The sequence below is a fragment of the Pseudoxanthobacter sp. M-2 genome, from assembly GCF_046156265.1.
Taxonomy (GTDB): Bacteria; Pseudomonadota; Alphaproteobacteria; order Rhizobiales; family Segnochrobactraceae; genus CAMDHY01.
In genome coordinates this window covers 488,234-511,745 of sequence record NZ_JAWDIR010000022.1, presented here as the reverse complement: position 1 = coordinate 511,745, position 23,512 = coordinate 488,234, and the positions used below count along the sequence as shown (strand labels likewise).

The 23,512-nt window shown below is 72.1% G+C and carries 22 protein-coding genes and 1 riboswitch; of the genes, 12 read left to right on the top strand and 10 right to left on the bottom strand.

All coding sequences use genetic code 11. From position 1 onward, the window contains the following. The gene (locus RUR49_RS14010) at nt 1–936 is read left to right on the top strand and encodes a dimethyl sulfoxide reductase anchor subunit family protein (protein ID WP_409146994.1); all 936 of its coding nucleotides are present in this window, start codon (nt 1–3) and stop codon (nt 934–936) included. A 366-nt stretch (nt 937–1,302) separates the two neighbouring features. Here RUR49_RS14010 and RUR49_RS14005 read toward each other — a convergent pair whose 3' ends face one another. Next, complete coding sequence (locus tag RUR49_RS14005; protein ID WP_409146993.1) at nt 1,303–2,052, bottom strand: GntR family transcriptional regulator; 750 nt, start codon at nt 2,050–2,052, stop codon at nt 1,303–1,305. 149 nt (nt 2,053–2,201) lie between these two features. Between RUR49_RS14005 and RUR49_RS14000 the strand changes: the two genes are divergently transcribed. The 9 genes from RUR49_RS14000 (at nt 2,202) to zigA (ending at nt 10,013) form a co-directional block, all read left to right on the top strand. Beyond that, nucleotides 2,202–2,489, top strand: a complete 288-nt coding sequence (locus RUR49_RS14000; RefSeq protein WP_409146992.1) for a UxaA family hydrolase — start codon at nt 2,202–2,204, stop codon at nt 2,487–2,489. Between the two features lie 11 nt (nt 2,490–2,500). Continuing rightward, entirely contained in the window at nt 2,501–3,679 is a 1,179-nt protein-coding gene (locus RUR49_RS13995; RefSeq protein ID WP_409146991.1) for a UxaA family hydrolase, read from the top strand. 165 nt (nt 3,680–3,844) lie between these two features. Next, nucleotides 3,845–4,031: riboswitch (cobalamin riboswitch) on the top strand. 35 nt (nt 4,032–4,066) lie between these two features. Next, on the top strand, nt 4,067–4,570 hold the full coding sequence (locus RUR49_RS13990; RefSeq protein ID WP_409146990.1) for a copper chaperone PCu(A)C: 504 nt from the start codon (nt 4,067–4,069) through the stop codon (nt 4,568–4,570). Nucleotides 4,571–4,990: 420 nt separating this feature from the next. Next, a complete protein-coding gene (locus RUR49_RS13985) occupies nt 4,991–5,875 on the top strand; it encodes a hypothetical protein (protein WP_409146989.1) in 885 nt (294 codons plus the stop codon). 65 nt (nt 5,876–5,940) lie between these two features. Beyond that, nucleotides 5,941–6,066, top strand: a complete 126-nt coding sequence (locus tag RUR49_RS13980) for a hypothetical protein (protein WP_409146988.1) — start codon at nt 5,941–5,943, stop codon at nt 6,064–6,066. After that, nucleotides 6,060–6,812 (top strand): metal ABC transporter ATP-binding protein, encoded by a 753-nt coding sequence (locus RUR49_RS13975; protein WP_409146987.1) that lies wholly within the window; start codon nt 6,060–6,062, stop codon nt 6,810–6,812. Before RUR49_RS13980 ends, RUR49_RS13975 begins: the two co-directional genes overlap by 7 nt. After that, the gene (locus RUR49_RS13970) at nt 6,809–7,687 is read left to right on the top strand and encodes a metal ABC transporter permease (protein WP_409146986.1); all 879 of its coding nucleotides are present in this window, start codon (nt 6,809–6,811) and stop codon (nt 7,685–7,687) included. Before RUR49_RS13975 ends, RUR49_RS13970 begins: the two co-directional genes overlap by 4 nt. A gap of 13 nt (nt 7,688–7,700) precedes the next feature. Beyond that, nucleotides 7,701–8,693 (top strand): metal ABC transporter substrate-binding protein, encoded by a 993-nt coding sequence (locus tag RUR49_RS13965; RefSeq protein ID WP_409146985.1) that lies wholly within the window; start codon nt 7,701–7,703, stop codon nt 8,691–8,693. 105 nt (nt 8,694–8,798) lie between these two features. Further along, nucleotides 8,799–10,013 carry a zinc metallochaperone GTPase ZigA gene (zigA, locus tag RUR49_RS13960; RefSeq protein WP_409146984.1) on the top strand — a complete coding sequence of 405 codons (1,215 nt, stop codon included), beginning with the start codon at nt 8,799–8,801 and terminating at the stop codon, nt 10,011–10,013. Between the two features lie 57 nt (nt 10,014–10,070). Here the strand turns inward: zigA and RUR49_RS13955 are convergent, their stop codons facing one another. From RUR49_RS13955 to RUR49_RS13930, 6 genes are all read right to left on the bottom strand, one after another. Beyond that, nucleotides 10,071–11,702 carry a CopD family protein gene (locus RUR49_RS13955; RefSeq protein ID WP_409146983.1) on the bottom strand — a complete coding sequence of 544 codons (1,632 nt, stop codon included), beginning with the start codon at nt 11,700–11,702 and terminating at the stop codon, nt 10,071–10,073. A gap of 161 nt (nt 11,703–11,863) precedes the next feature. Then, nucleotides 11,864–12,376, bottom strand: a complete 513-nt coding sequence (locus tag RUR49_RS13950) for a YcnI family protein (RefSeq protein WP_409146982.1) — start codon at nt 12,374–12,376, stop codon at nt 11,864–11,866. Nucleotides 12,377–12,566: 190 nt separating this feature from the next. Then, nucleotides 12,567–13,127, bottom strand: coding sequence for a copper chaperone PCu(A)C (locus RUR49_RS13945; protein WP_409146981.1), 561 nt, complete (start codon nt 13,125–13,127; stop codon nt 12,567–12,569). A 116-nt stretch (nt 13,128–13,243) separates the two neighbouring features. After that, nucleotides 13,244–13,627 carry a DUF2946 family protein gene (locus tag RUR49_RS13940; RefSeq protein ID WP_409146980.1) on the bottom strand — a complete coding sequence of 128 codons (384 nt, stop codon included), beginning with the start codon at nt 13,625–13,627 and terminating at the stop codon, nt 13,244–13,246. Nucleotides 13,628–13,748: 121 nt separating this feature from the next. Continuing rightward, complete coding sequence (locus tag RUR49_RS13935; RefSeq protein WP_409146979.1) at nt 13,749–14,684, bottom strand: pyridoxamine 5'-phosphate oxidase family protein; 936 nt, start codon at nt 14,682–14,684, stop codon at nt 13,749–13,751. A gap of 7 nt (nt 14,685–14,691) precedes the next feature. Beyond that, nucleotides 14,692–15,378, bottom strand: a complete 687-nt coding sequence (locus RUR49_RS13930) for a glutathione S-transferase family protein (protein WP_409146978.1) — start codon at nt 15,376–15,378, stop codon at nt 14,692–14,694. Between the two features lie 109 nt (nt 15,379–15,487). On the opposite strand from RUR49_RS13930, the gene RUR49_RS13925 reads away from it, so the two are divergent. Both RUR49_RS13925 and RUR49_RS13920 read left to right on the top strand, forming a co-directional pair. Then, complete coding sequence (locus RUR49_RS13925) at nt 15,488–16,381, top strand: LysR family transcriptional regulator (protein ID WP_409146977.1); 894 nt, start codon at nt 15,488–15,490, stop codon at nt 16,379–16,381. A gap of 125 nt (nt 16,382–16,506) precedes the next feature. Further along, nucleotides 16,507–18,174, top strand: coding sequence for a peroxidase family protein (locus RUR49_RS13920; RefSeq protein WP_409146976.1), 1,668 nt, complete (start codon nt 16,507–16,509; stop codon nt 18,172–18,174). A 37-nt stretch (nt 18,175–18,211) separates the two neighbouring features. On the opposite strand, the gene RUR49_RS13915 is transcribed toward RUR49_RS13920, so the two are convergent. The 3 genes from RUR49_RS13915 to RUR49_RS13905 all read right to left on the bottom strand — a co-directional run bounded on the left by RUR49_RS13915 (nt 18,212) and on the right by RUR49_RS13905 (nt 23,255). Further along, nucleotides 18,212–19,891: an ABC transporter substrate-binding protein gene (locus RUR49_RS13915; RefSeq protein WP_409146975.1), complete on the bottom strand. Its 1,680-nt coding sequence runs from the start codon at nt 19,889–19,891 to the stop codon at nt 18,212–18,214. 80 nt (nt 19,892–19,971) lie between these two features. Next, a complete protein-coding gene (msrP, locus tag RUR49_RS13910) occupies nt 19,972–20,982 on the bottom strand; it encodes a protein-methionine-sulfoxide reductase catalytic subunit MsrP (RefSeq protein ID WP_409146974.1) in 1,011 nt (336 codons plus the stop codon). A 158-nt stretch (nt 20,983–21,140) separates the two neighbouring features. After that, on the bottom strand, nt 21,141–23,255 hold the full coding sequence (locus RUR49_RS13905; RefSeq protein WP_409146973.1) for an elongation factor G: 2,115 nt from the start codon (nt 23,253–23,255) through the stop codon (nt 21,141–21,143). Nucleotides 23,256–23,512: the final 257 nt, after the last annotated feature.

Genomic DNA, 23,512 nt, shown 5'->3' with positions numbered 1-23,512 from the left:
ATGCATCCCGCCTTCTCCGTCATCGCCTTCACGGTCTGCTCCGGCGCCGGCTTCGGCCTGCTGGCGCTCGTCTCCGCCGGGGCGGCGCTCGGCCTGATCCCGGCCGACCGGCTCCTCGGCTTCGTCGCCATGGGGCTCGGGCTCGCGCTCGCCTGCGGCGGTCTCTTGTCGTCCACCGCCCACCTCGGCCGGCCGGAGCGGGCGTGGCGGGCGTTCTCGCAGTGGCGCTCGTCCTGGCTGTCGCGCGAGGGCGTGGCGGCCGTCGCCACCATCTTCGCGGCGGTGGCGCTCGCCGCCGGCTGGGTCTTCCTCGGCCGCACCGACGGCGCCTTCGCCGCCGCGGGGCTCGCGACCGCCGTGCTGTCGGTCGCCACCGTCTGCACGACGGCGATGATCTACGCCTCGCTGAAGCCGATCGCCGCCTGGCACTCGCCGCTGACGCTGCCGGCTTACCTCTTGTTCTCGGTGATGACCGGGGCGGGGCTCTTGACGGCGGTCCTCGCCGTTTTCGGCCTCGACGTGCGCGGGCTCGCTGCCGCCGCCGCCGCGCTGGCGCTGGCCGGCTGGCTCCTGAAGCGCGCGGTCTGGCACCGCAACGCCGACCATCCGGGCGTCTCGACCCTCAACAGCGCCACCGGCCTGAAGGGCGGCACCGTCCGGTCGCTCGAGTGGCCGCACACGGAAGAGAACTACATCCTCAAGGAGATGGGCTACCGCATCGCCCGCAAGCACGCGCTGAAGCTCCGCCGCATCGCGCAAGCCCTCGCCTTCGCGTTGCCGCTGGTTCTCTTCGCGCTGGCGGCGCTTGTCGGGGGTCCCGCGGCGATGGTGGCGGCGTTGGTGGCGGCCGTCGTGCAACTCGCCGGCATGCTCGTCGAGCGCTGGCTGTTCTTCGCCGAGGCGAAGCACACGGTGACGCTCTACTACGGGCGGTGAGGGGCGGAGCAATCCCTCTCGGTTTGGCACTACCAACCACCTGCCCCTTGAGGGGGCGGGTCGGCGACCGCAGGTCGCCGGGGCGGGGTGACGCCGCCGGCAGGCGGCGGCGAGAACACGCCCTCCAACCTTTCACTCCGTCATCGCCCGGCTTGACCGGGCGATCCATCGCGAGCGCAGACCTCCGCCGTCTCCGGGTGGATGGATGGCCCGGTCAAGCCGGGCCATGACGAGGTTGGGGGTTGGCTTGTGGTTTTGGCCGCTTCCGCGACGAGCATGGGGCTGGCTTGTGGGGTCGGGCAGCCTCCCCAACGCCTCTCACCGCCGTCGCTTTCCCCAAGGGCCCTCACCCCCGCAGACCAACCCTCACCGCAGATCGCTCAGATAGTGCACGTGCTCCGTCAGGCAGCGCGACAGGCGCCATTCGGCGCGGCGGTCGTCGAGGGCGATGGCGAGGCGGTCGATCTCCAGCGCCGGCGTGCCCGTCGCCACGCCGAGCAGCGCGGCATCCTCCGCCGTCAGCGCCACCGCCTTCAGCCGCTCCTGGGCGCGGCCGATGGTGACGCCGAAGCGGCCGGCATAGAGGCCGTAGAGGTTGTTAGGCGGCTCCATCGCCGCGAGGCCCTCGACCATCGCCTCCGGCACGACCACGTCCTCGACGATCACCGGCACCCCGGCGAGCCGGCGCAGGCGGCGGATGCGCACCACCGTCGCGCTCTCTTCGAGCGCCAGGCGCTCGCGCTCCGCGGGCTCGGCCATGGCGGACACCACCGACAGCACCTCGCTGTCGGGGAAGGAGCGGGCGCCGTCGTCCGGCACCAGCTTGAAGAACTGGAAGAGGATGCGCGTCTCGTCGTGCTCGGCGACGAAGGTGCCGCGGCCCTGGCGGCGCACCAGGAGGCGCTCCGCCGTCATCGCGTCGAGCGCCTTGCGGACGGTGCCCTGGCTGACGCCGAGCTCGGAGGCGAGCTGCATCTCGCTCGGCAGCATCTCGCCCGGCTGCAGGCGGCCGTCGGCGATGCGCTGCACCAGCACGTCGCGGATCTGCTGGTAGAGCGGGCGGAAGCCGATGCTCCCCGCCGTCCCCGCGCCGCCGCCGTCCCGCCCGTCCGCCATGCCCGACCTCGACCTCCGTGTCGCCCCGCGACGAAGCGGAGCACGCCCCACCGTTAGCAGTGGACACGCGTCATGTATCTTATATAAGACCTTTACGTCGAGCCCGTCGTTACGACCGGCCGGCCCGCACATCCGGGAGCGAACGGACCATGAGCATTCCCCAACTTCTCGTCCACGGCCCGCACGACAATGTCGGCGTGGTGGTGGTCGAGGGCCTGAAGGCCGGCACGGAAGCCTTCTGCGTCATCACCGAGAACGACACCTCCTTCACGATGACCGTCAACGCCGACATCCCGATCGGCCACAAGGTGGCGCTGAAGGACCTCGTCGCCGGCGATACGGCGGTGAAGTACGGCGAGGACGTCGGCAAGATCGTCGCGGATGTCGCCAAGGGCGGTCACGTCCACACCCACAATCTCAAGACCAAGCGCTGGTGAGGAGAACGGCCATGGCCGACTACGGCAATCTGACGTTCCAGGGCTGGCGCCGCGAGAACGGGCGCGTCGGCGTCCGCAACCACGTGATCCTGCTCCCCCTCGACGACCTGTCGAACGCCGCCTGCGAGGCGGTGGCCAACAACATCAAGGGGACGATGGCCCTGCCGCACGCCTACGGGCGTCTGCAGTTCGGCGCCGACCTCGATCTGCACTTCCGCACCCTCATCGGCACCGGCTCGAACCCGAACGTCGCCGCCGTCATCGTCATCGGCATCGAGCCGAACTGGACGAACCGCGTCGTCGAGGGCATCGCCAAGACCGGCAAGCCGGTGTCGGGCTTCTGGATCGAGCAGCACGGCGACATCGCCACCATCGCCTCGGCCTCCTACCGCGCGAAGGAATACGTGCAGTGGGCGTCCGAGCTGCAGCGCGAGGAGTGCCCGATCGCCGACCTGTGGGTGTCGACGAAGTGCGGCGAGTCCGACACGACGACCGGCCTCGCCTCGTGCCCGACGGTCGGCAACATGTACGACAAGCTGATCCCGCACGGCATCTACGGCGTCTTCGGCGAGACCTCCGAGATCACCGGTGCCGAGCATCTCTGCAAGAAGCGGGCGGCGTCGCCCGAGATCGCGGAGAAGTGGTACAAGATGTGGAAGTCCTACCAGGACGACGTCATCGAGGCCCATAAGACCGATGACCTGTCGGACTCGCAGCCGACCAAGGGCAACATCGAGGGTGGCCTGACCACCATCGAGGAGAAGGCGCTCGGCAACCTCGAGAAGATCGGCCGCACCTGCACCTATCTCGACGCCCTCGGCCCGGCGGAAGAGCCGGCGAAGGGCCCGGGCCTCTATTTCATGGACACGTCGTCGGCGGCTGCCGAATGCGTGACCCTGATGGGCGCCGCGGGCTACGTCGTCCACACCTTCCCGACCGGCCAGGGCAACGTCATCGGCAACCCGATCGTGCCGGTGGTGAAGATCACCGGCAACCCGCGCACGATCCGCACGATGCCCGAGCACATGGACGTCGACGTCTCCGGCATCCTGCGCCGGGAACTGACGATCGAGGCGGCCGGCGACAAGCTGATCGACATGGTCATCCGCACGGCGAATGGCCGCCTCACCGCCGCGGAGGCCCTCGGCCACCGCGAGTTCGTGATGACCAAGCTCTATCGCAGCGCCTGATCTGCGCAGCGCCTGATTTGCGGGGGCGGGGAGGGGACCGGCGGGAGCCGCCCCTCCCTTTCTCACGAGCTTCGAGACCGACGGCCGGCGGGGCGACCCGCCGGCCGTTTTTATGTCAGAGCAGGCAAAAGTGCCTGGCATTGTCGCCACCAGGCGAGCGGTTGTAGGCTCTGGGGGCGTGGCGGTCCCCGGATTCGGGGCCAAGAGGGAAGCCGGTGAGAGTCCGGCGCTGTTCCCGCAACTGTCAGCGGTGAGCCCGTCCAGAGCCACTGGGCCGCAAGGCCCGGGAAGGCTGGACACCGAGGGCGATGACCCGCGAGCCAGGAGACCTGCCGTCACGCACGTGCAACCCGAAAGGGGGCGGGAGTGCCCCCGCAAGGAGTGACCATGCGTGTCCTGAAGTCGGCGGCGCTCGCCGCTTTGCTGTTTGCCGTGCCCGCCCTCGCCCACCACGACGGCGAGATCTTCTCCGCCGGGGCGCTGCAGGTGAGCCACCTGTGGACCGAGGAAGTGGGCAAGACCGCCGACGCGGTGCCGGTCTACCTGACCATCCGCAACACCGGCACCGAAGCCGACCGCCTCGTCGGCGTGAAGACGACGTTCTCCGACGCCGGCAAGTTCGAGGCGCCGGTGCTTGGCGCCGATGGCGCGCTGTCGGTGCGCGAGATCCCGGCGGTGGAGATCGCCGCCGGCCAGACGCTGACCTTCCAGCGCGGCGGCATCACCCTCGTGCTCGACAACGTTCAGCGTCCTCTCGAGGGAGGCCAGCACTTCGACATGGTGCTGGAGTTCGCCAAGGCCGGGACGGTCGAAGTCGAGGTCGAGATCGAGGAGCCGCACGGCCACGAGGGCGACCACGATCATGCCGAAGAGGCCAAGCCGGCAACCTGACGACCCGCGGGCGACGCCCCGCGCCTGAAGGTCCGCGCCGTCGGCTCAGATCGGCGGGGCGCTCTCTCGCCGTGGCGGGAGCGCCCCGCCCGTCGTGATCATCGACTCGCCCCACCCAGCACGATGCGCCGGCCGCAGAACGGCGCATCGTCGCACTGCGACCAGGGCGGGAGCGGGACGACTGATCGCCCACCCGTGAGATGCCGCCGGAATCCCCGCCCGTCGGCGCGCGGAGTGGCCCCGGTCCCTGCCAGAAAACACCGGCACGCAGGGCCGCAGTCATCCCCCGGAACCGCGTCCGCCAATCTTGCGCCCCGCTCCTCCGCCTGCTACGCGATGTTATGTTATAACGTTGCAATCAGTGAGGCGGTGGTGGTCAGTTCGGTGTCGGTTCGGTGGTTCGCAGGCCTGGGGCCTTGCGTGCGGATGATGGCGGCGGCGGTCGCTCTGGCGGCGGTCGGGGGTCCCGCGGCGGCGGACGACCTTTCCGGCACCCTCGCCTTCGTCTCCGACCGCAGCGGCCAGGACGAGATCTACATCCGCGATCTCGCCAGCGGTGTCGAGCGCCGCGTCACCGAGAACGCAGGGCCGGACCGGGCGCCGTCATGGTCGCCGGACGGGCGCTGGATCGCCTTCAACAGCCGCCGGCCGCCGCACGAGGACCCGGAAATCTACATCATCCGGCCGGACAAGCTGAAGGTGCGCCGGCTGACCCGCAACCCGGCCGAGGACCAGCGGCCGGCCTTCACGGCCGACGGCAAGACCATCGTCTTCCAGCGCGGCGACTTCACCGCCGGCTTCGGCCTCTGGAGCGTCCGCGTCGACGACCGCACCGAGACGCAGCTGACCAAGCCGGACCGCGCCGGCTCCTTCGATGTGGCGCCTGATCCGTCGCCCATCAACGGCACCATCGTGCTGCAGACCAATCGCCGCGTCGGGTCGCTGTTCCCGTTCCGCCTCGCCCGCCTCGCCGAGGGCCGCAGGCAGCCCCACGACTTCGGCCCGGCGGCGCCGGCGAGCATCGACGGGCCGCGCTGGTCGCCGGACGGCCGGCAGATCGCCTTCGCCGCGGGCGGTGACCTCTACGTCTTCACGCCGTCCTCGAACCGCCTGAAGCGGGCGACGCGCGGCAAGGCCTCGGACCTGTCGCCCGACTGGTCGCCGGACGGCGCCATGCTGGTCTTCCAGTCCGACCGCCGCGTCGCCACCGGTGGCATCCACGTCGTCGATCTCGACAGCGGCGCAGTGCGCTTCGTCGGCGAGGGCCGCACCCCGGTGTGGACCGGGCGGATCCACGCCGAATGAGCAGCCGAGCAAGCGGCGCTTCCCGCCGCCGGGCGCCGGCCGGCCCCGTCGACCGGATCCTCGCCATGAGCACCTCCGCCCTGATCGCCTCCTCCGTCTGGAGCCGGCTCCTCCTCGCCGTCGGTCTCAATGCCGTCGTCTGGCTCGCCGTCGCCTGGGCGCTCGACTGGTTCGGAGTGGTGGCATGGTGACCCCCGCTTCCGTCCTCCTCGACGACGTCGGGGTCGCCTATCGCCAGGGCTTCGCCGTCGAGGGCGTCACCGGGCGCTTCGAGGCCGGCAGCTTCACCGCCCTCGTCGGCCCGAACGGCGGCGGCAAGTCGAGCCTCGTCAAGGCGATCGTCGGCGCCGTGCCGCTGGCCGCCGGCCGGATCACGGTCGAGGGGGCGGTTCGCCGCGACATCGCCTACCTGCCGCAGCGCGCCGACATCGACGTCGGTTTCCCGATCACCGTCGCCGACGTCGTCGCCCTCGGGCTGTGGCGGCGGAAGGGGCCGTTCCGGCGCATGGGCCACGAGAGCCAGGCGGCGATCGGCGCGGCAATCGCCGCCGTCGGGCTCACCGGTCTCGAGCAGCGACCGGTCGGTGCGCTCTCGGGGGGCCAGCTGCAGCGGGCGCTGTTCGCCCGGCTGATCCTGCAGGACGCGCCGATCCTGCTGCTCGACGAGCCGTTCACCGGCGTCGATGCCCGCACCATCGAGGACCTGCTCGCCCTGATGCGGACCTGGCACGCCGAAGGCCGCACCCTCGTCGTCGCCCTGCACGACCTCGCGCTGGTGCGGGCGGTGGCGCCACGCACGCTGGTGCTGTCCGGCCGGCCCATCGTCTGGGACGACACCGATACGGCGTTGCGGATCGCTGCCGAGCGCCCGCGGGCGGTGGCGGCGGCGCGACCGGCCGCGGCCCGCTGGCCACGATGGCGAGGCCGCGCGGCATGACCGTGATGGACGCCCTCGTCGGTCCGTTCGCGAGCTACGGCTTCATGCGCCGGGCCCTCGTCGGCTGCTTCGCGCTGTCGCTCGGCTCGGCACCGCTCGGCGTCTTCCTGATCCAGCGGCGGATGAGCCTGATGGGCGACGCGATGGCCCACGCCATCCTGCCCGGCGCCGCCGTCGGCTACCTCGTCGCCGGTCTTTCCCTCTTTGCGATGACGGTCGGCGGCCTCGTCGCCGGGCTGGCGGTGGCGCTGCTCGCCGGCCTCGTCTCCCGCACGACACCCTTGCGCGAGGACGCGAGCTTCGCTGCCTTCTATCTCGTCTCGCTCGGCCTCGGCGTGCTCCTCATCTCGCTGAAGGGCTCGAACATCGACCTCCTGCGCGTCCTCTTCGGCTCGGTGCTCGCCCTCGATGACGCGGCGATCCTGCTCGTCGCCGGCGTCGCCTCGACGACCCTGTTCGCCCTGGCGCTCGGCTACCGGATGCTCGTCGGCGAATGCTTCGACCGCGGCTTCATGGCCTCGGTCGGCGGCCGCGGCGGCCTCGCCCACATCGTCTTCCTCGCCCTCGTCGTCCTGAACCTCGTCGCCGGCTTCCAGGCGCTCGGCACCCTCATGGTGGTCGGGCTGATGATGCTGCCGGCGGCGGCCGCGAGCTTCTGGTCGCCGACCCTCGCCGGCCAGATCGGCGTGGCGGTGCTCATCGGCGCAATCTCGTCGGCGGCGGGGCTGCTCGCCTCCTACCACGCGCATCTCGCAGCCTCCCCGGCGATCGTGCTGTCGGCGGGGCTCCTCTACGTCGCCTCCCTCATCGTCGGCCCGCACGGCGGGCTCCTGCGTCGCCCGGCGCTGCGCCCGCGCCCGGCGCTCCTCCCCTAGAAGGACCTTTCCCATGCTGACCCGCAGGCATTTCCTCGCGGCCGCCGCCACCCTCGGTCTCCTCGCCGGCGCCGCGATGCCGAACGGTGCCTTCGCCCACGAGGATCTGAAGGTCGTCGCGAGCTTCTCGATCCTCGGCGACATGGTCCGCGAGGTCGCCGGCAACGACGTGGCGCTGACCACCCTCGTCGGCCCCGACGGTGACGCCCACGTCTACGAGCCGACGCCCGCCGACGTGAAGGCGGTCGCCGGCGCCGACATCGTCTTCGTCAACGGCCTCGCCTTCGAGGGCTGGATGCCGCGCCTGCTCGAGGCCTCAGGCTTCAAGGGCAAGATGGTCGTCGTCTCCGACGGCATCACCCCGCGCGAGTGGGACGGCGAGGACGAGGATCACGACCACGCTCACGGCACCGCCGAGCCCGCCGAGGCCGGGCACGATCACGCCCACGAGCACGCCGATGCCCACGACCATGGCGAGTTCGACCCGCACGCCTGGCAGAACCTCGGCAACGGCATCGTCTATGTCGGCAACATCGCCCGCGCCCTCGGCGAGGCAGATCCCGACCACGCCGCCGAGTACCAGGCCGCCGGCGAGGCCTATGCGGCGACGCTGAAGAGCCTCGACGAGCGCATCCGCGCCGAGATCGCCGCCATCCCCGAGGCGCGCCGCAAGGTCGTCACCTCGCACGATGCCTTCGGCTATTTCGGCGCCGCCTACGGCATCGAATTCATCGCGCCGCAGGGCGTCAGCACCGAGGCCGAGGCCTCGGCCGGCGACGTCGCCGCGATCATCGAGCAGATCCGCGCGGAGAAGATCCCGGCGGTGTTCGTCGAGAACATCACCGACCCGCGCCTCGTCGAGCAGATCGCGCGCGAGACCGGCGCGGTGGTGGGCGGCGAGCTCTATTCCGACGCGTTGTCCGGACCCGACGGCCCGGCGCCGACCTACGTCAAGATGTTCGAGTTCAACGCCGCCGCCCTGACGAAGGCGCTCGCCGGCAGCTGAGCGCAGACCCCCGCCGCTGCGCCGCATCCCCCTGCCGCAGCGGCAGCCCGCGACCGGTCCCCTCCCGGTCGCGGGCACCCCCTTTCCACTCCGGGACCAGCCGCCATGACCGATGCCCGATTGCCCGTGACCGTCCTCTCCGGCTTCCTCGGGGCCGGCAAGACGACGCTGCTCAACCACATCCTCGCCAACCGCGAGGGGCGGCGGATCGCCGTCATCGTCAACGACATGTCGGAGGTCAACATCGACGCGGAACTGGTGCGCAACGGCTCCGGCGACCTGTCGCGGACCGACGAGCGCCTCGTCGAGATGACCAACGGCTGCATCTGCTGCACGCTGCGCGAGGACCTCCTCACCGAGGTGCGCCGGCTGGCCGCCGAAGGGCGCTTCGACGCCCTCGTCATCGAGGGCACCGGCGTCGCCGAGCCGCTGCCGATCGCCGCAACCTTCGAGTTCCGCGACGAGGAGGGCCGCTCTCTCTCCGACGTCGCCCGCCTCGACGCGATGGTGACGGTGGTCGACGCGGCGAACCTGCTGAAGGACTATTCCAGCCAGGATTTCCTGCGCGATCGTGGCGAGACGGCCGGCGAGGGCGACGCGCGCACGCTCGTCGACCTCCTCGTCGAGCAGATCGAGTTCGCCGACGTCGTCGTCCTGAACAAGGTCTCGCTGGTCGGCGCGAGCGAGCGCGACATGGTGCGCGGCGTCGTGCGCGCCCTGAATCGCGACGCCAAGATCCTCGAGGCCGACTTCGCCCGCGTGCCGCTGTCCGCGGTAGTCGAAACCGGGCTGTTCGACTTCGAGCGCGCCCACGAGCACCCGATGTGGTTCAAGGAGCTCTACGAGCCCGGCGCCCACACGCCGGAAACCGAGGAGTACGGCATCGCGAGCTTCGTCTACCGCGCCCGCCGGCCGTTTCATCCCGCCCGCTTCCAGCAGTTCCTGGCGCGGACGTGGCCGGGCCTCGTGCGCGCCAAGGGCTTGTTCTGGCTGGCGACGCGGCCGTCGTGGGTCGGCGACATGAGCATCGCCGGCGCCATCGGCCGCACCAATGGCATGGGCTACTGGTGGGTGGCGGTGCCGCAGGAGCGCTGGCCGGACGACGCCGAGTGGCGGGCCCTCCTCGATCGCCGCTGGCAGCCCGGCTGGGGCGACCGCCGGCAGGAACTCGTCTTCATCGGCCGCGGCATGGACGAAAGGGCGATCCGCGCCGCCCTCGACGAGTGCCTGGTCGGGCCGGCAGACGGCGAGGCGTTCGATTCCACCCGCTGGCGCGAACTGCCCGACCCGTTTCCGCTCTGGAGCCGTTCGGCGGCGTGATCCATCGAGACGCTCGCCCTTCGAGGCAGGCGTTGGCCCAGGAACGCCACGCCCGCCTCACGGGGCGAGCGTCACCGCGCCGTCGAGGCGGAGCGTCTCGAAGTCGCTGACGAGCACGTCGAGCCGCACCGTCCAGACGCCCGCCACCGGCAGCGTCAGGCCATCGATCCGCCAGACGCCGTCCGCCTCGGTGGCCGGCCGCCGGATCGGCTCGATGCCGGCGGCCTCGTTGGCGAACGTCGCCCGCACCTCCTTCGCCGGCAGCGCGCCGAAATCGGCGGTGGCGAGCGCGATCTCGACGGCGAGCGGCCCGGCCCGGCCCGGCGTCAGCGTCAGCGTCGCCATGCCGGCGTCGGTGTGGATGTGCACCTCGACCGGCGCTGCGGCAGCGGCGGCGAGGGCCCGCGGTGGCGGCGTGAAGCGCCAGAGCGACAGCGTGCCGACGACGGCGACGGCGAGCACGGCCTCGACCGCGATCACCCGCACCAGCCGGCGGCGCGCGGCCACGTCGCCGGCGAGCGCCGGCTTCGTCAGCCGCCAGCGGTTGACGGCGGCGAGCGCCAGCATCGCCGCCACCAGCGCGAGCTTGGCGAGGAGCACGCGGCCGTAGGCGGTCTCCCACAGGGCGGCGGGGGTGCGCACCTGCACCGCAGCGAGGAAGCCGCCCGTCAGCGCCAGGGCCACCACCGCCCAGGGGACGATGCGGGAGAAGCTCGCGAGCGCCCGCGTCGCCGTCTCGCTCGCGCCGGCGGCGAGCAGCAGCGCCAGCGGCACCAGCGCGCCGATCCAGACGGCGGCCGCGGCGACGTGCACCGACACCGCCCGGTGGGTGATCGCCTCCGGTGGTGCCGTCGAGGCGTGGCCGCTGAGCGACACCGCGAAGGCGAGCACGGCGAGCGCGATCAGCCCGGTGAGCCGTCGCATCACCAGCGACGGTGCCGCCAGTGACACCGCGGCGAGGCCTGCCGCGAGCACCGCGCCGGCGACGGTGAGCGTGTAGGGCGAGGCGAGGCCGGCGGCGAGCGTCGCACCCTGCGGGAGCGCCGACAGGGGCAGGCCGAGCGCATCGAGCCCTTGCAGGGCGATCGCGAACGGCGCGGCGACGGCGGCGAGGCCAAGGGCGCCGCCGACGACACGGCGGGCGGGCGGCAGTGGCGGCCCGCCGGCGAAGGCGAGGAACAGCGCGCCGCCGACGCCGAACAGGATTCCCGCCGTCAGCGCCGCGCGGCTCGCCCACACGGCGGCCTCGCGGGCCGGGTCGGCGGCGGGCCGCAGCTGGGCGGCGGTAGGATCGGGCGGTGCGTCGCCGACGGCGTAGACCAGCGAGCCGCCGACGGGATGGCCGTCCTGCGAGACGACACGGTAGCTCAGCACATAGGTGCCCTCGGCAGCCATCGGCGGCAGCGGCACGACGAGGGTGTCGCCTTCGAGGCTCGCGCCGGAGAGCTCCTGCGTCGCCCCGTCGGGGCCGAGCAGCCGCAGCACCAGCGGCGCCACCGGCTCGCTGAAGGTCAGCCGCGCCGACGCGGGCGCGGTCGCGACCATGCCGCCGTCGGCGGGCTCGCTCCGCGACAACGCGGCGTGCGCCGCGGCCGGCGGCGCGGGAGACAGGGCGAGCCCGATCACGGCCAGGATGACGGTGAGGAGCAGGCTCACCAGCATGGCCGCCGGGATGCGGGCCGTGGTCATGCGTACCGGAGCTTCATCGGGATGGTCATCCGTGGACTTCATCGAGGGGATGCCGCCGGTCGCCGTCAGCGGTGGCTGGCGGGAAGCCTCGACAGGCCGGCACGAGATCGGACGGGGGCGGGGAGGCGCCGTGGCGCCTCCCCGGAGGGCGGGACGGTGGCTCAGCTCTTCGGCTTCAGCATAACGCCGGGCGCCGGCGACTCGTAGTCGTCGGCGCTCTTGCCGGCCTCGGGGATCTCGATCCAGCGGTCGGCCTTGGTGGCGCATTCCTGCACCGTCGGGAAGTAGAGGACCTGGTCGACGGGCAGGCCGTCGGTGAGGCGCGCGCGGAAGACGAACTCGTCATAGTGCTCGTCGAGGAGCTCGCCGGTCCAGACGATCTCGGTGACGCCCTCGCTCAGCGGCGTGCCGTAGTAGTCGTAGGTCTTGGCATAGGGTGCCTTCACCGTCTCCAGCGTCCAGCCGGCCTTCGGCATCGGCTTCACGGCGATGACGCCCTCGGGGATCTTGACGCGGACCTTCAGGGTCGCCTCGCCCTCGCAGCCGTGGCCGATGCGCATGACGGCCTTGTAGGTCGAGCCGACCTTGGCCTCCTGCACCTCGAGGGTGGCGTGGGCGAAGGCTGTGGCGGTGCCGGCAAACAGGAAGGCGGCGGCGAGCAGGGTCTTCGACATGGGGGTTCTCCAGACGTGACGAGCCGTCCGTCCAGCGGACGGCGAGTGGGAGTTCTGCCGCCCGGTGGACGGCGTCGTGCGGGGAGGACGGCCGTCCGGCGGACGGCCGCAAGGGTTCGGCCGAGGGCATCGCCGTCGGCCGGTTCGTTCACGACGAAAGCAGCGTCGGCGGCGCGAGGCCGCCGGCGGTTTACTGGGGTGTGTGAACCATCGGCGCCTTGGCACCGATCGGCGCGACGACGAACTCCACCGGCACGGTGCCCGCCTTCTCGAAGGTGAACGTGCCGGCGATGTGCTCGCCGTCCTTCAGCGGTCCGGCGAGGTCCATCAGCATCAGGTGATAGGACCCCGGCTTCAGCTCGACCGAGCCGTCCGCCGGTACGGGAAGCCCGTCCGGCAGCGGCCGCATCGTCATGACGCCGTCGGTCACCGCCATCTCGTGGATTTCGACCCGGCCGGCGATCTCGGCGGTGGCCGAGACGAGCCGGTCGGGCGTCGAGCCGTGGTTCTCGATGACGGCGAACGCACCGGCGACCCTCGCCCCCGGCGGCGTCGCCCGCGCCCAGGGCTGTTCGACATGCACCGCGCCCGCGCTTGCCGACGTGGTGTCGTGCGCGAACACCGGCTGCAGGGCGGCCAGCGTGAGGGCGACGGCGAGGGCGGTCATGGCGAGCTTCGCCTCGACGTCATGGAAGACAGAGGCGAGACGCGCCACGCGGGCGCCCCCCGCCGGGCGGTGGGTGATGGACATGGGATGCTGGCTCCGCTGGGACCCGCGCCGCGGCCTCTGCCGCTCGGACGGGATCCGGACCTTCGGGGATGCCGGTCCCGATGCGCGCGGCAACGGGAGGCAGCGTCAACGAACGGTCAGGCGGGTGGGCCGCGTGGCCCGAGCGGGCCGATGGCGGGCGCGCCGGGAGCGGCGGCGAATCGCGGTCGCTCCGGAGCGCTGAAGTGCCAGGTGAGGGGAGCGTGGACGCCCGGCGCGCTGGCCGCCGGCACCGCCGCGTGGAGCGACAGTGCGCAGTGGGCGAGGCAGTCGAGGTCGCGATGGTGCGCTGGCGACTGGTCGGACGTGCCGTGACCGGCGCCGTCGAAGGAGCAGATGACGCCGCCGAAGGCGTCGAGGAGAGGTGCCGGAGCGGCCGCGGCCGTGCCGGCGCCGAAGCCGGCGAGCAGCGCCTGCAGCACGAGCGCATAGGCGGCGAGGATCGCCACCCACCGTCGCCGCTCGCGCCGCCACTCGACCATCGCTGGAAATCCGCTCCCCGTTCGAGTTTCCCCTGTAGCACGCGTCGCTGCGCCGCGAAACGCGACGGGGCGTCCCGCCGCGACCGGGGTTGGGGCGGCGCACGCGCCGACCGTCGCGCCCTCAGTCCGCCATGGGCCACGCCCGCAGCGCCGTCGCGCCCGGCCGCAGCCGGCCGCGCTCGACGGTGAAGGCGAGGGTGCGGCCCGTACCACCGCCGCGGCTCGCGGCGCCCCAGCTGACCGTCGCTCGCCCCGTCAGCGACAGCGTGTCGCCCGTCGCGAAGTCGACGATCAGCAACCCGGCGCGCGGGTCCGTCACGAGGTTGCCGAACGAGTTGAAGAAGGCGTTGCCGGGATAGTCGGGCAGCGACAGCACGCTCTCGCCGCCGACATTGTCGACGGCAACGAAGCCGGCCGGCCCGCCGCGGTGCGAGACGTCGGCGCCGCCGATACCGGGCCTCGCCACGGTGGCGAGGAAGAGGGTGTCGGCCGCCGTCACCATCGACCGCGCCCGCGCCGACAGACGCGGCCCTTCCGACAGCACGGCATCGCCGCCGGCCGCGCTGCGGTCGGCCGGGGCGAGTTCGCGCGGCACGATGTATTTCGGGCAGTTGCCGAAGCTCTCCTCCACGGCGACCAGGAATCCGCCGTGGCCGACGGCCGCGACGCGCCCGTTCGCCCGATTGCGCCGCCGCGTCGCGAACTCGATCCCGAGCACGCCGATCGGCGCGTCGGCGGCGAGGGCCGCCGCGAACGGGTCGTCCGGCGAGGGGAGGGCACGCACCGCCAGCGTGCGGGCGTCCGGCGTGCGCACGAAGCCGGGCGGCCCGGTGACGACGCCGGCCCATGGCCGGCCCTCGGCGTCCCGCGCCCCGAGGAAGAGGAGCGGCAGGCGCTCGAACAGCTCCCGGTGCTCGTCGGGCATGGTGGCGCGGATGGCGCGCCGCCCGACGAGTTCCATGCGCTCGCGAACCCCGGCACGAGTCTGCAGCACCTGCTCGCCGGCGTGGAAGCGGAAGCCCTCGCGAGCCTCCAGCTCGGCCATGAAGTCGCTCATCGCCGCCTCACGCCGCCACGGCCGCGGGAGTGCGGCGCATCGGCACGAAGCGGGGCAGGTCCTCGATGCGGGCGAGCCAGGCGCACACCGCCGGATAGGGGTCGAGCGGCACGCCGCCCTCGGGCGCCAGCGCCACGTAGGCGTAGAGCGCCACGTCCGCGACGGTCGCGCCGCCGCCGACGAGGAACGTGCGGTCCTCGAGGTGACGGTCGAGATGGGCGAGCAGGTGCTCTGCCGTGGCCACCGCCCGCTCGTAGTCGCCCGGCCAGTCGAGCAGCCGGACGAGGCGCGCCGTCGAGGGGCCCTGCACCAGGGGGCCGGCGGCGAGCGACAGCCAGGCCTGCACGGCGGCGGCGCTCGCCGCATCCGCCGGCAGCCAGCGGCGGGCCGGGTCGTAGGTGAGGGCGAGGTAGACGAGGATGGCGTTGCTGTCGGCGAGCGTCAGCCCGCCGTCCTCGATGACGGGCACCTGTCCGAGCGGGTTGCGGGCGAGAAAGGACGGCGCGCGATTCTCGCCGGCGAGGACGTCGACCTCGACGAGTTCGCTCGGGCGGCCGAGCAGCGACAGCATCAGCTGGACGCGGTGGCAGTGGCCCGACAGCGGATGCCAGAACAGCCGGATGCGCTCGGCCGTCTCTAGAGGCAAGGGGGCGGCCGGGGACGGCGCGGGGGGAGGGGGAACGGCGGCGGTCATCGGACTCTCCTTCAGGTCGGCGTGTCGGTGCCGTCACCATCGCTCCAATGGATGTCCGCAAGAATATGGGATAGAGACACGGGATCATTCCAGTTCAAGGAATAATCCCGTGGATCGCATCGACGCCATGCGGGTGTTCGTGACAGTCGCCCAGGAGGGCAGCTTCGCGGCCGCGAGCCGGCGCCTGGCGCTGTCGCCGCCGGCCGTGACACGGGCCGTCGCCGGCCTCGAAGGCCGCCTCGGCGCCCGCCTGTTCGTGCGCACCACCCGGGCCGTCCGCCTCACCGAGGTGGGCACCCGCTACCTCGTTGACGCGAGGCGCATCCTCGCCGAACTCGAGGAAGCGGAGGCGACCGCCGCCGGCGCCGAGGCGGAGCCGCGCGGCACGCTGTCGATGACGGCACCGTCGATGTTCGGCCGCCGCCATGTCGCCCCGCACGTCATCGCCTTCGTCGGCCGCCACCCCGCGGCGAGCGTGCGGGCGCTGTTCGTCGACCGCATGGTCGACCTGGTCGAGGAGGGCGTCGACGTCGCCGTCCGCATCGCCCACCTGCCGGACTCGTCGCTGACCGCGGTGCGGGTCGGCGCGGTCCGCCGCGTCGTCTGCGCCTCGCCGTCCTATCTCGAAGCCCACGGCGTGCCGGAGACGCCCGCCGATCTCGCCGGCCACCTCGCTGTCGTCTTTTCGCCGTCCACGGCGGTCACGCCCTGGGGCTTCCGCGGCGGTGTGACGGTCGCGCCGCCGCCGGCCCGCCTCGTCGCCAGCACCTCCGACCTCGCCATCCAGGCGGCACTCGCCGGCGTTGGCCTGACGCGGATGCTGTCCTACCAGGTGCGCGGCGAGATCGGCGACGGCCGCCTCGTGCGGCTGCTCGCCGACCACGAGCCGGAGCCGCTGCCCGTCCACGTGGTGTTTCCGCAGGGCCGCACGGGAAGCGCCCGCGTCCGCGCCTTCGTCGACATCGTTGTCGCAGGCCTGCGCGCCGACCCGGCGCTGCAGTGAGGGCCACGGTCGAATTCGCGTAAAAGTTATATATTGCAGTTATTGCAACCTAAAAGAGATAGCGCCACCCTGATGCTGTTCGAGGGAACACGGTCGTGCGCCCGCGCGGCGCCGAGGGGGGGAAGATGGCGCATCATGGTTGGGTGACGGTGCTGGATCCGGCGACGCTCACGCCGGACAGTCTGAAATCGCCGTTCGGCCGGCTCTTCCCGGCGGCGGATCACACCTACGATAGCCTGGCGCTGTCGCTGCTCGGCGGCGCGCTCGGACCGCTGCAGAAGCCGCCGGCTTCGCCGTCTGTTGGCAAGCCGCCCAATCCGGCGGGCTTCACCTTCCTCGGCCAGTTCATCGACCACGACCTGACCGAGTTCCGCGTCGTCTCCGACGGACTCGCGCTGATCCCGCAGAACCCGCAGATCGGCCAGCGCCAGCGCGTCCTCGAGGACCTCCGGCATCCCGACCGGGAGACGCCGACGACAACCAACGGGCGCACCGGCGCGCTGGACCTCGACGCCGTCTACGGCCTGCTCGGCACCGCCCAGCCGGACCTCTTCACCGAGGACGGGCAGTTCCGCATCGAGGCCGACGGCGACATCCTGCGCGGCGACTTCTTCCGTGAACGCCGACTGATCGCCGATCCGCGCAACGATGAGAACAAGCTCATCGTGCAGGTCCACCTCCTGTTCGAGAAGCTGCACAACAAGATCCACGCCGCGAAGACGGGCTCCGTCGACGAGAAGGGGCCGACCGGGCGCATGTTCCTGGAGACCAAGCGGGCGGTGCAGGTGGCCTACCGGCGCATCGTCCTGCACGACTACCTGCCGCGTATCGTCGCGCCGAAACAGATCGACAAGGTGCTGCGCAAGCTTGGGCGCGGGAAGACGGCCTATCAGCAAATGAACCAGCGCAACGCGGCGATTCTGCAGCGACTCGCCATCTCGCCGGCGCCGGCGATGCCGGTGGAGTTCTCCCATGCCGCTTTCCGCCTCGGCCACACCCAGTTGCGCGACGGCTACCTGCTCCGCCGCGGAGGACCAGGCGCTCCGCTGTTCGATACCACTCGCACCGGCGTCGACCTGCGCGGTGGAAGTCCGCTGGTACAGACGGCCCCGGCGACACCGTTCGACTTCCGCGTCCACTGGGATCTGTTCTTCACGCTGCCGCCGGTGCCCGGGGCGGCGTTCCAGCCGCCGCAGCCCGGCGAGCCGATCGACGGCGAATTGCCGCCCTCGATCTTCCGCCTGCCGCCGCCCTCCGTCGGCGAGCCACCGATCGCGCTGGCCGAACGCAACCTGCGCCGCGGCGTCGACTTCGGCCTGCCGAGCGGCCAGCAGGCGGCTGCGGCGCTGGCGGAGATCTACGGCTACATCCGGCCGACGAGCCGCGACGAGCTGTTCCCAGGCACGGTCTTCGACAACTTCAAGGAAGTCCTCGTCCGGGAGCCCAAGCTGCAGTGGGCGACACCGCTCTGGTACTACATCATCCGCGAGGCCGAGCAGGTGACGAGCGCCCCGCACCTGGGCCCCGTCGGCGGCTACATCGTCGCCGAGACGATCCTTGGAGCGATGGTGGAGGGGCTGGTCGCACCGCGCGACGGCGGCACGCCTCTGAGCCTCACCGATGCGGTCATCCTGCTGCAGCGGGAGCGCAGCCCGATCGCTGGCGAGTTCGCTGCGGCCGGCGTCCCGCCGTGGGACGAGATCGAGACCGGGCTCCGCGGCTACGGGCGGATGCCGTCCGGCCCGGACGACATCTGGTCGATGAGCCAGCTCATCGCCTTCATCGGCTCCTGAGGCGTCCTTACCCCGGTGTCAGTGCCGGGGCCGGGTGTCATCGCGCGGCCGACTCTCCCACCGGCGGCGCCTCGATGCGGTCGCCGCCGGAGCGCTTGGCGACGTACATGGCGTGGTCGGCTCGCGACAGCAGCGTGTCGAGCGACGCCTCGCCGCCCTCGGCGAGGCCAAAGCTCGCGGTCACTCCGGCGACCTCGTCACCCTCGCCGACGGGGATCGCGACGCCCTTGACCGCATCCCGCAGCCGCTCCGCGACCTCCATCGGCGTGGCCGGTCCCGCCGTCGGCAGGGCAGCGGCGAACTCCTCGCCGCCGATGCGGGCGAGCACGACGTCGGGCGGCGCGGCGTCCCGGCTGGCGGCGGCCACCGCCACCAGCACCCGATCGCCGACGGCGTGGCCGTAGGTGTCGTTGATCGCCTTGAAGTGGTCGATGTCGAAGACGAGGACGGCAAGGCCCGCCCCCTCGGCGCGGCAGTGCTCGAGCTGCGCCGCCGCCACCGACAGGAAGTGCCGCCGGTTCGGCAGGCGGGTCAGCTCGTCGGTGCGGGCGAGCTGGGTCAGTTCCTCCTCGAGCCGCCGTCGCGCCTCGATCTGCGCCCGGAGCTCGTGGCTGATCCGGTAGAACCGGTGCGCCACGAGGGCGACGGCGGCAAGCAGGGTCACCGCCGCCGTCAGGGCGATGTAGGGCCACACCGGCTCGGCCGGTGCCCGCTCCTCGAAGACGAACCCGGCAAGCGACGCATCCCGCGGCATCATGCCGGTCTCGGCGAACACATCGGCGATGTGGCGCCAGCGGGCGCCGCTGCCGTAACCGATGTCGACGATGTCGGAGAGCATCAGCCGGCGGATGTCGTTCGCCTCGAACTCGAGCTTCTGGCGGGACATGCCCGGCGCGTACTGGCTCTGGATCAGCTCGATGATCTCGCCCGTGTGGCGGAGCGCGTAGTCCCAGCCGCGCAGCGTCGCCTCGCGGACCGCCCGAACCGTCTCGGGGTGCGCGGCGGCAAAGCGCGCGTCGACGAACAGCGTGTCGCCGTAGAAGTCGATGCCGATCTCGCGCGGGCTCCACATCTGGAACGGCACGCCGGCGACCAGGAGATCGAAGGGCTCGGTGGTGGTGTAGGCCGAGATCGCGTCGACGCCGGACGCGAACAGCCCGACGGCGTCACCGGTGTGCGGGACGACGTCGATCGATGCGAGCGGCACGCCGGACGTCTTGAGATAGGCCTCCACCTCGGCCGAGTGGGCCTCCAGCGCCAGCCGCCGGCCGGCGAGGTCGCGCGGCACGTTGAGGCCGGCCTCGGTGCGCGCCAGGATGACGAACGGCGAGTGCTGGAAGATCGGCGCCACCACCATGATCGGCGCGCCGGCGGTACGGTCGATGATCAGCGAGGAGTTGCCGATGCCGAACTCGGCGGCACCGCCCGTTACGACGCCGACCGGGTCGATCGCGGGCCCGCCCTCGAGGATCTGCAGGTCGATGCCGGCGTCGCGGTAGTAGCCCTGCGCCAGCGCGGCGTAGATGCCGGCGAACTGGAACTGGTGCGTCCACTTCAGCTGCAGGCGAACCACTGTTTCGGCCGATGCGGCCTGCTGAGCGGCCCACGCCGTCGTCACCATGCCGGTGACGCCGAACAGCAGGACGGCGAGCATGGCGAGGCCCGCGCCGGCAATGCCCACTCGCACGCTTCGCGTCAGAAACTGACCGATGGCCACGCCCGCGATCCTCCCCGCCCGGGACGATCGCTACAGCAGTTTCCGCGCCTGAGGAATTGCCGGCGAAGTCGCGGCGAGGATTAGCGGTAGAGCGTCTCGCTCTCGAGCCCGGTGTAGAGGCTCGCGACGCTGTCGCCGTAGCCGTTGTAGAGCTGCGTCGGCACGCGCGTGCCGGTGCCGATCAGTTCCTCGGTCGCCTGGCTCCAGCGCGGGTGCGCCACCTCCGGGTTGACGTTCGCCCAGAAGCCGTACTCGGAGGGCTGCAGGTCCTCCCAGAAGCTGCGCGGCCGCTCCTCGACGAAGGAGAAGCGGACGATCGACTTCACCGACTTGAAGCCGTACTTCCACGGCACCGCGAGCCTGAGCGGCGCGCCGTACTGCTTCAGGATCGGCTTGCCGTAGATGCCGGTGACCATGAAGGCGAGCTCGTTGGTCGCCTCGGCCATCGTCAGACCCTCCACATAGGGCCACGGCCAGCGGGTGTCCTTCTGCCCCGGAGCCACGTCGGGGTCGAGGAAGGTCTCCATGCGCACGTACTTGGCCGAGCCGAGCGGGCGGGCGTAGTCGACGAGCTTGCCCATCGGGAAGCCCGTCCACGGCACCGCCATCGCCCACGCCTCGACGCAGCGGTGGCGGTAGAGCCGCTCCTCCAGCGTCATGGCGCGGATCAGCGTGTCGATGTCGACCGTCTTCTCCTGTTCGACGAGGCCATCGAAGCGCACCTGCCACGGGCGGATCTTCAGGTTCTGGGCCGTCTGCCAGATGCCCTTGGTCCACCCGAACTCGTAGAAGTTGTTGTAGGTCGACGTGACGCTCTCGGGCGTGATCTCGCGGTCGAGGGTGAAGGCGGGGTTGCGCGTCGCCGGGTAGAGGTCGGCCGTCGGGTCCGGCTCCGGCGGGGCGGGGGGCGCCTTCTTCTCCGACGAGAACAGCCCCCCGAACAGGCCGTCCGCAGACGCCGGCGTCGCGCCTGCGACGAGGGCCGAGCCGGCGGCGAGGCCGGCCAGCACGCGGCGGCGGTCGAGGAACAGCGCCTCGGGGGTGACGGACGCCTCCGGCATGTCCCAGGGGCGGCGGCGGCGGATCAGCATGGGTGTCGTCCTCGCGGTGCGGTTCAGCGTGTCGCCCGGTCTCCCGGGAGGAGATGTAGCGTCTCGGACCGGGCCGTCCACTCGGGACGGCCGTGAGGCCGGCCCGGCGCCGGTGACGACCACGCCTCGTCTCTTCTTCGCCGCGAATCGCCCCGCCGTTACGCTGCGTCGCGCCGGTGGCGCTCGACGACATCGGTCGCAAGCCGCCCGGTGACCTCGGCGAGGTGGTCCGGCCGGCAGGTGAAGGTGCCGGCGCCGGCGGTCGCCGAGCGCACCTCGACGATGAGGTCGCCGATCTCGGCCGCCGGGATCAGCGTCGCCACGCAGTCCCAGCCGGGCCAGCCGGGGCGCGGCTCGAAGCCGGTGATCTGGCCGCGGCGGGCCGACACGATGGCGTTGATGCGCGCCGTCGCCTCGTTCGGGCAGACCACCTCGACGGCGAGGATCGGCTCGAGCAGCACCGGCCCGCCCTTCTCGAGCCCCTCGCGCATGGCGTGGTGCGTCGCCTGCTTGAAGGCCATCTCGGACGAGTCGACGCTGTGGTAGCTGCCGTCGGTCAGGGTCACCTCGATGTCGACGACGGGAAAGCCGAGCGGCCCGGCCGACAGCGTCTCGCGGGCGCCCGCCTCCACCGCCGGGATGTACTGGCGCGGCACGACGCCGCCGGTGATGCGGTCGACGAAGGAGAAGCCCGCCCCGCGCGGCCGCGGCGCGATCTCCAGCGTCACGTCGGCGAACTGGCCGTGACCGCCGGACTGCTTCTTGTGGCGACCCCGGACGGTCGCGGCCGTGCGGATCGTCTCCCTGTAGGCGATGCGCGGCGGCCGGCTCGTCACGGCGATGCCGTACTTGGCGGCGAGCCGCTCCAGCGCGACGCGCAGGTGCATCTCGCCCTGGCCGGCGAGGCGCGTCTCGCCGGTGTCGCGGTCGATCTCGAGGGCGAGCCCGAGGTCCTCATCGAGGAGCTTGGCGACGGCGGCGGCGAGCTTCACCTCGTCCTTGCGCTCGGTCGGCTGGATGGCGCGGGCGATCACCGGCGGCGGCGGCCGGATCTCGACGAGGTCGATGACCTCGCGCCCGCTCGTCAGGGTGGCCCCCGTCCGCGCCACCTCGAGGCGGGCGAGCGCCACCGTCTCGCCGGCGGTGGCCGGGCCGCGCTTGCCGAGTTCGGTCCCCATCATCTTCATGACGCCGGCGACGCGGCCGCTGTCGCCGGTCGAGCGGGTGAGCTGCGTGCCCTCCTGGATGCTGCCGGACAGCACGCGCGCCACCGCGATCTTGCCGCCGTGGGCGGTGTGCAGCGTCTTCACCACCTGCACCACCGTCTCGCCGCCGGCGGACAGGCCGAGGCGGTCGCGCGTCGCGGCGATCGTCGGGGCCTCGTGGCGGAGCGCCTTCAGGAGGCGGAGGATGCCGTTGCCGCGCTCGGCCGAGCCGAGGAAGACCGGGCAGATCAGGCCCTCGCGCATCTCGCGGGCGAGGTCGTCGAAGATGCGATCGCGCGGCGGCTCGATGTCGGAGAGGAGCTCCTCCATCAGCGCGTCGTCATAGTCGGCGATGCGCTCCAGCATCTGGAAGCGCGCCTCGACCTCCGCCGCCCGCTCGGCGTCGGGGATGTCGATCGTCTCGGAGGCCGCGTGCTCGCGGTAGACGAAGGCGCGCTCGAGCGCGAGGTCGATGAAGCCGGTGGCGATGCCATCGGCCCAGATTGGCACCTGGCGCAGCACCAGCGGCACCCGGCTCGCCCCCTGCAGGACGCCGAGGGCGCCGCGCACGCCGCCTTCCGCCTTGTCGATCTTGTTGAGGAAGAGGATGCGCGGGATGCCGCGCTCCTCGAGGTCCTTCAGGATGACTTGCAGCGCCGGCACCTTGCGCTCGTCGGCCTCGCAGACCACCACCGCCACGTCGGCGGCGGCCAGCGCCCCGGCCGCCTCGCACTGGAACTCAAGCGATCCCGGGCAGTCAAGGAAGGTGTAGCGGTCGCCGAGGAACTCGGTCTCGGCGACGTTGAGCTCGACGCTCATGCGGTGGGCGCGCGCCTCGGGGCTGGCGTCGCCGACGGTGGTGCCGTGCAGCACCGAGCCGGGACGCGGGATGGCGCCGGTGCGGGCGAGGATCGCCTCCATGAGCGAGGTCTTGCCGCTCGCGAGCGGCCCGACGAGGACGATGCAGCGGGCCGCCGCGGCATCGGTGCCGACCGGCCGCGGGCCGCTCACGCCCGCCGGGCGGTTGATCGTCGCCGTATCGCCGTCGCCTCTCCTGTCGCTCGCCATGGCGGCCGCCTCCCGTTGTTCCGGTTTTACCGTTCCCGTTTCGTTCGATGACGGCCATGCCCCGGTGTCGTCGTTGTCGCGACCGGAGCCGACCGCTCCTCCCGGTCCGCATGGTCGCAGCGGCGAGGCCGGGGCGCAAGCGGCGCGTCAGAGGCCGCGGGGCAGCGGAGTGGAGCGGTCGGGGGAGGGCGAAGGGGCGTCGCCGGCCATGGGCCCCCGGCCAGGTGTACAGACCGTGGAGATGGCGGACAGGCGTT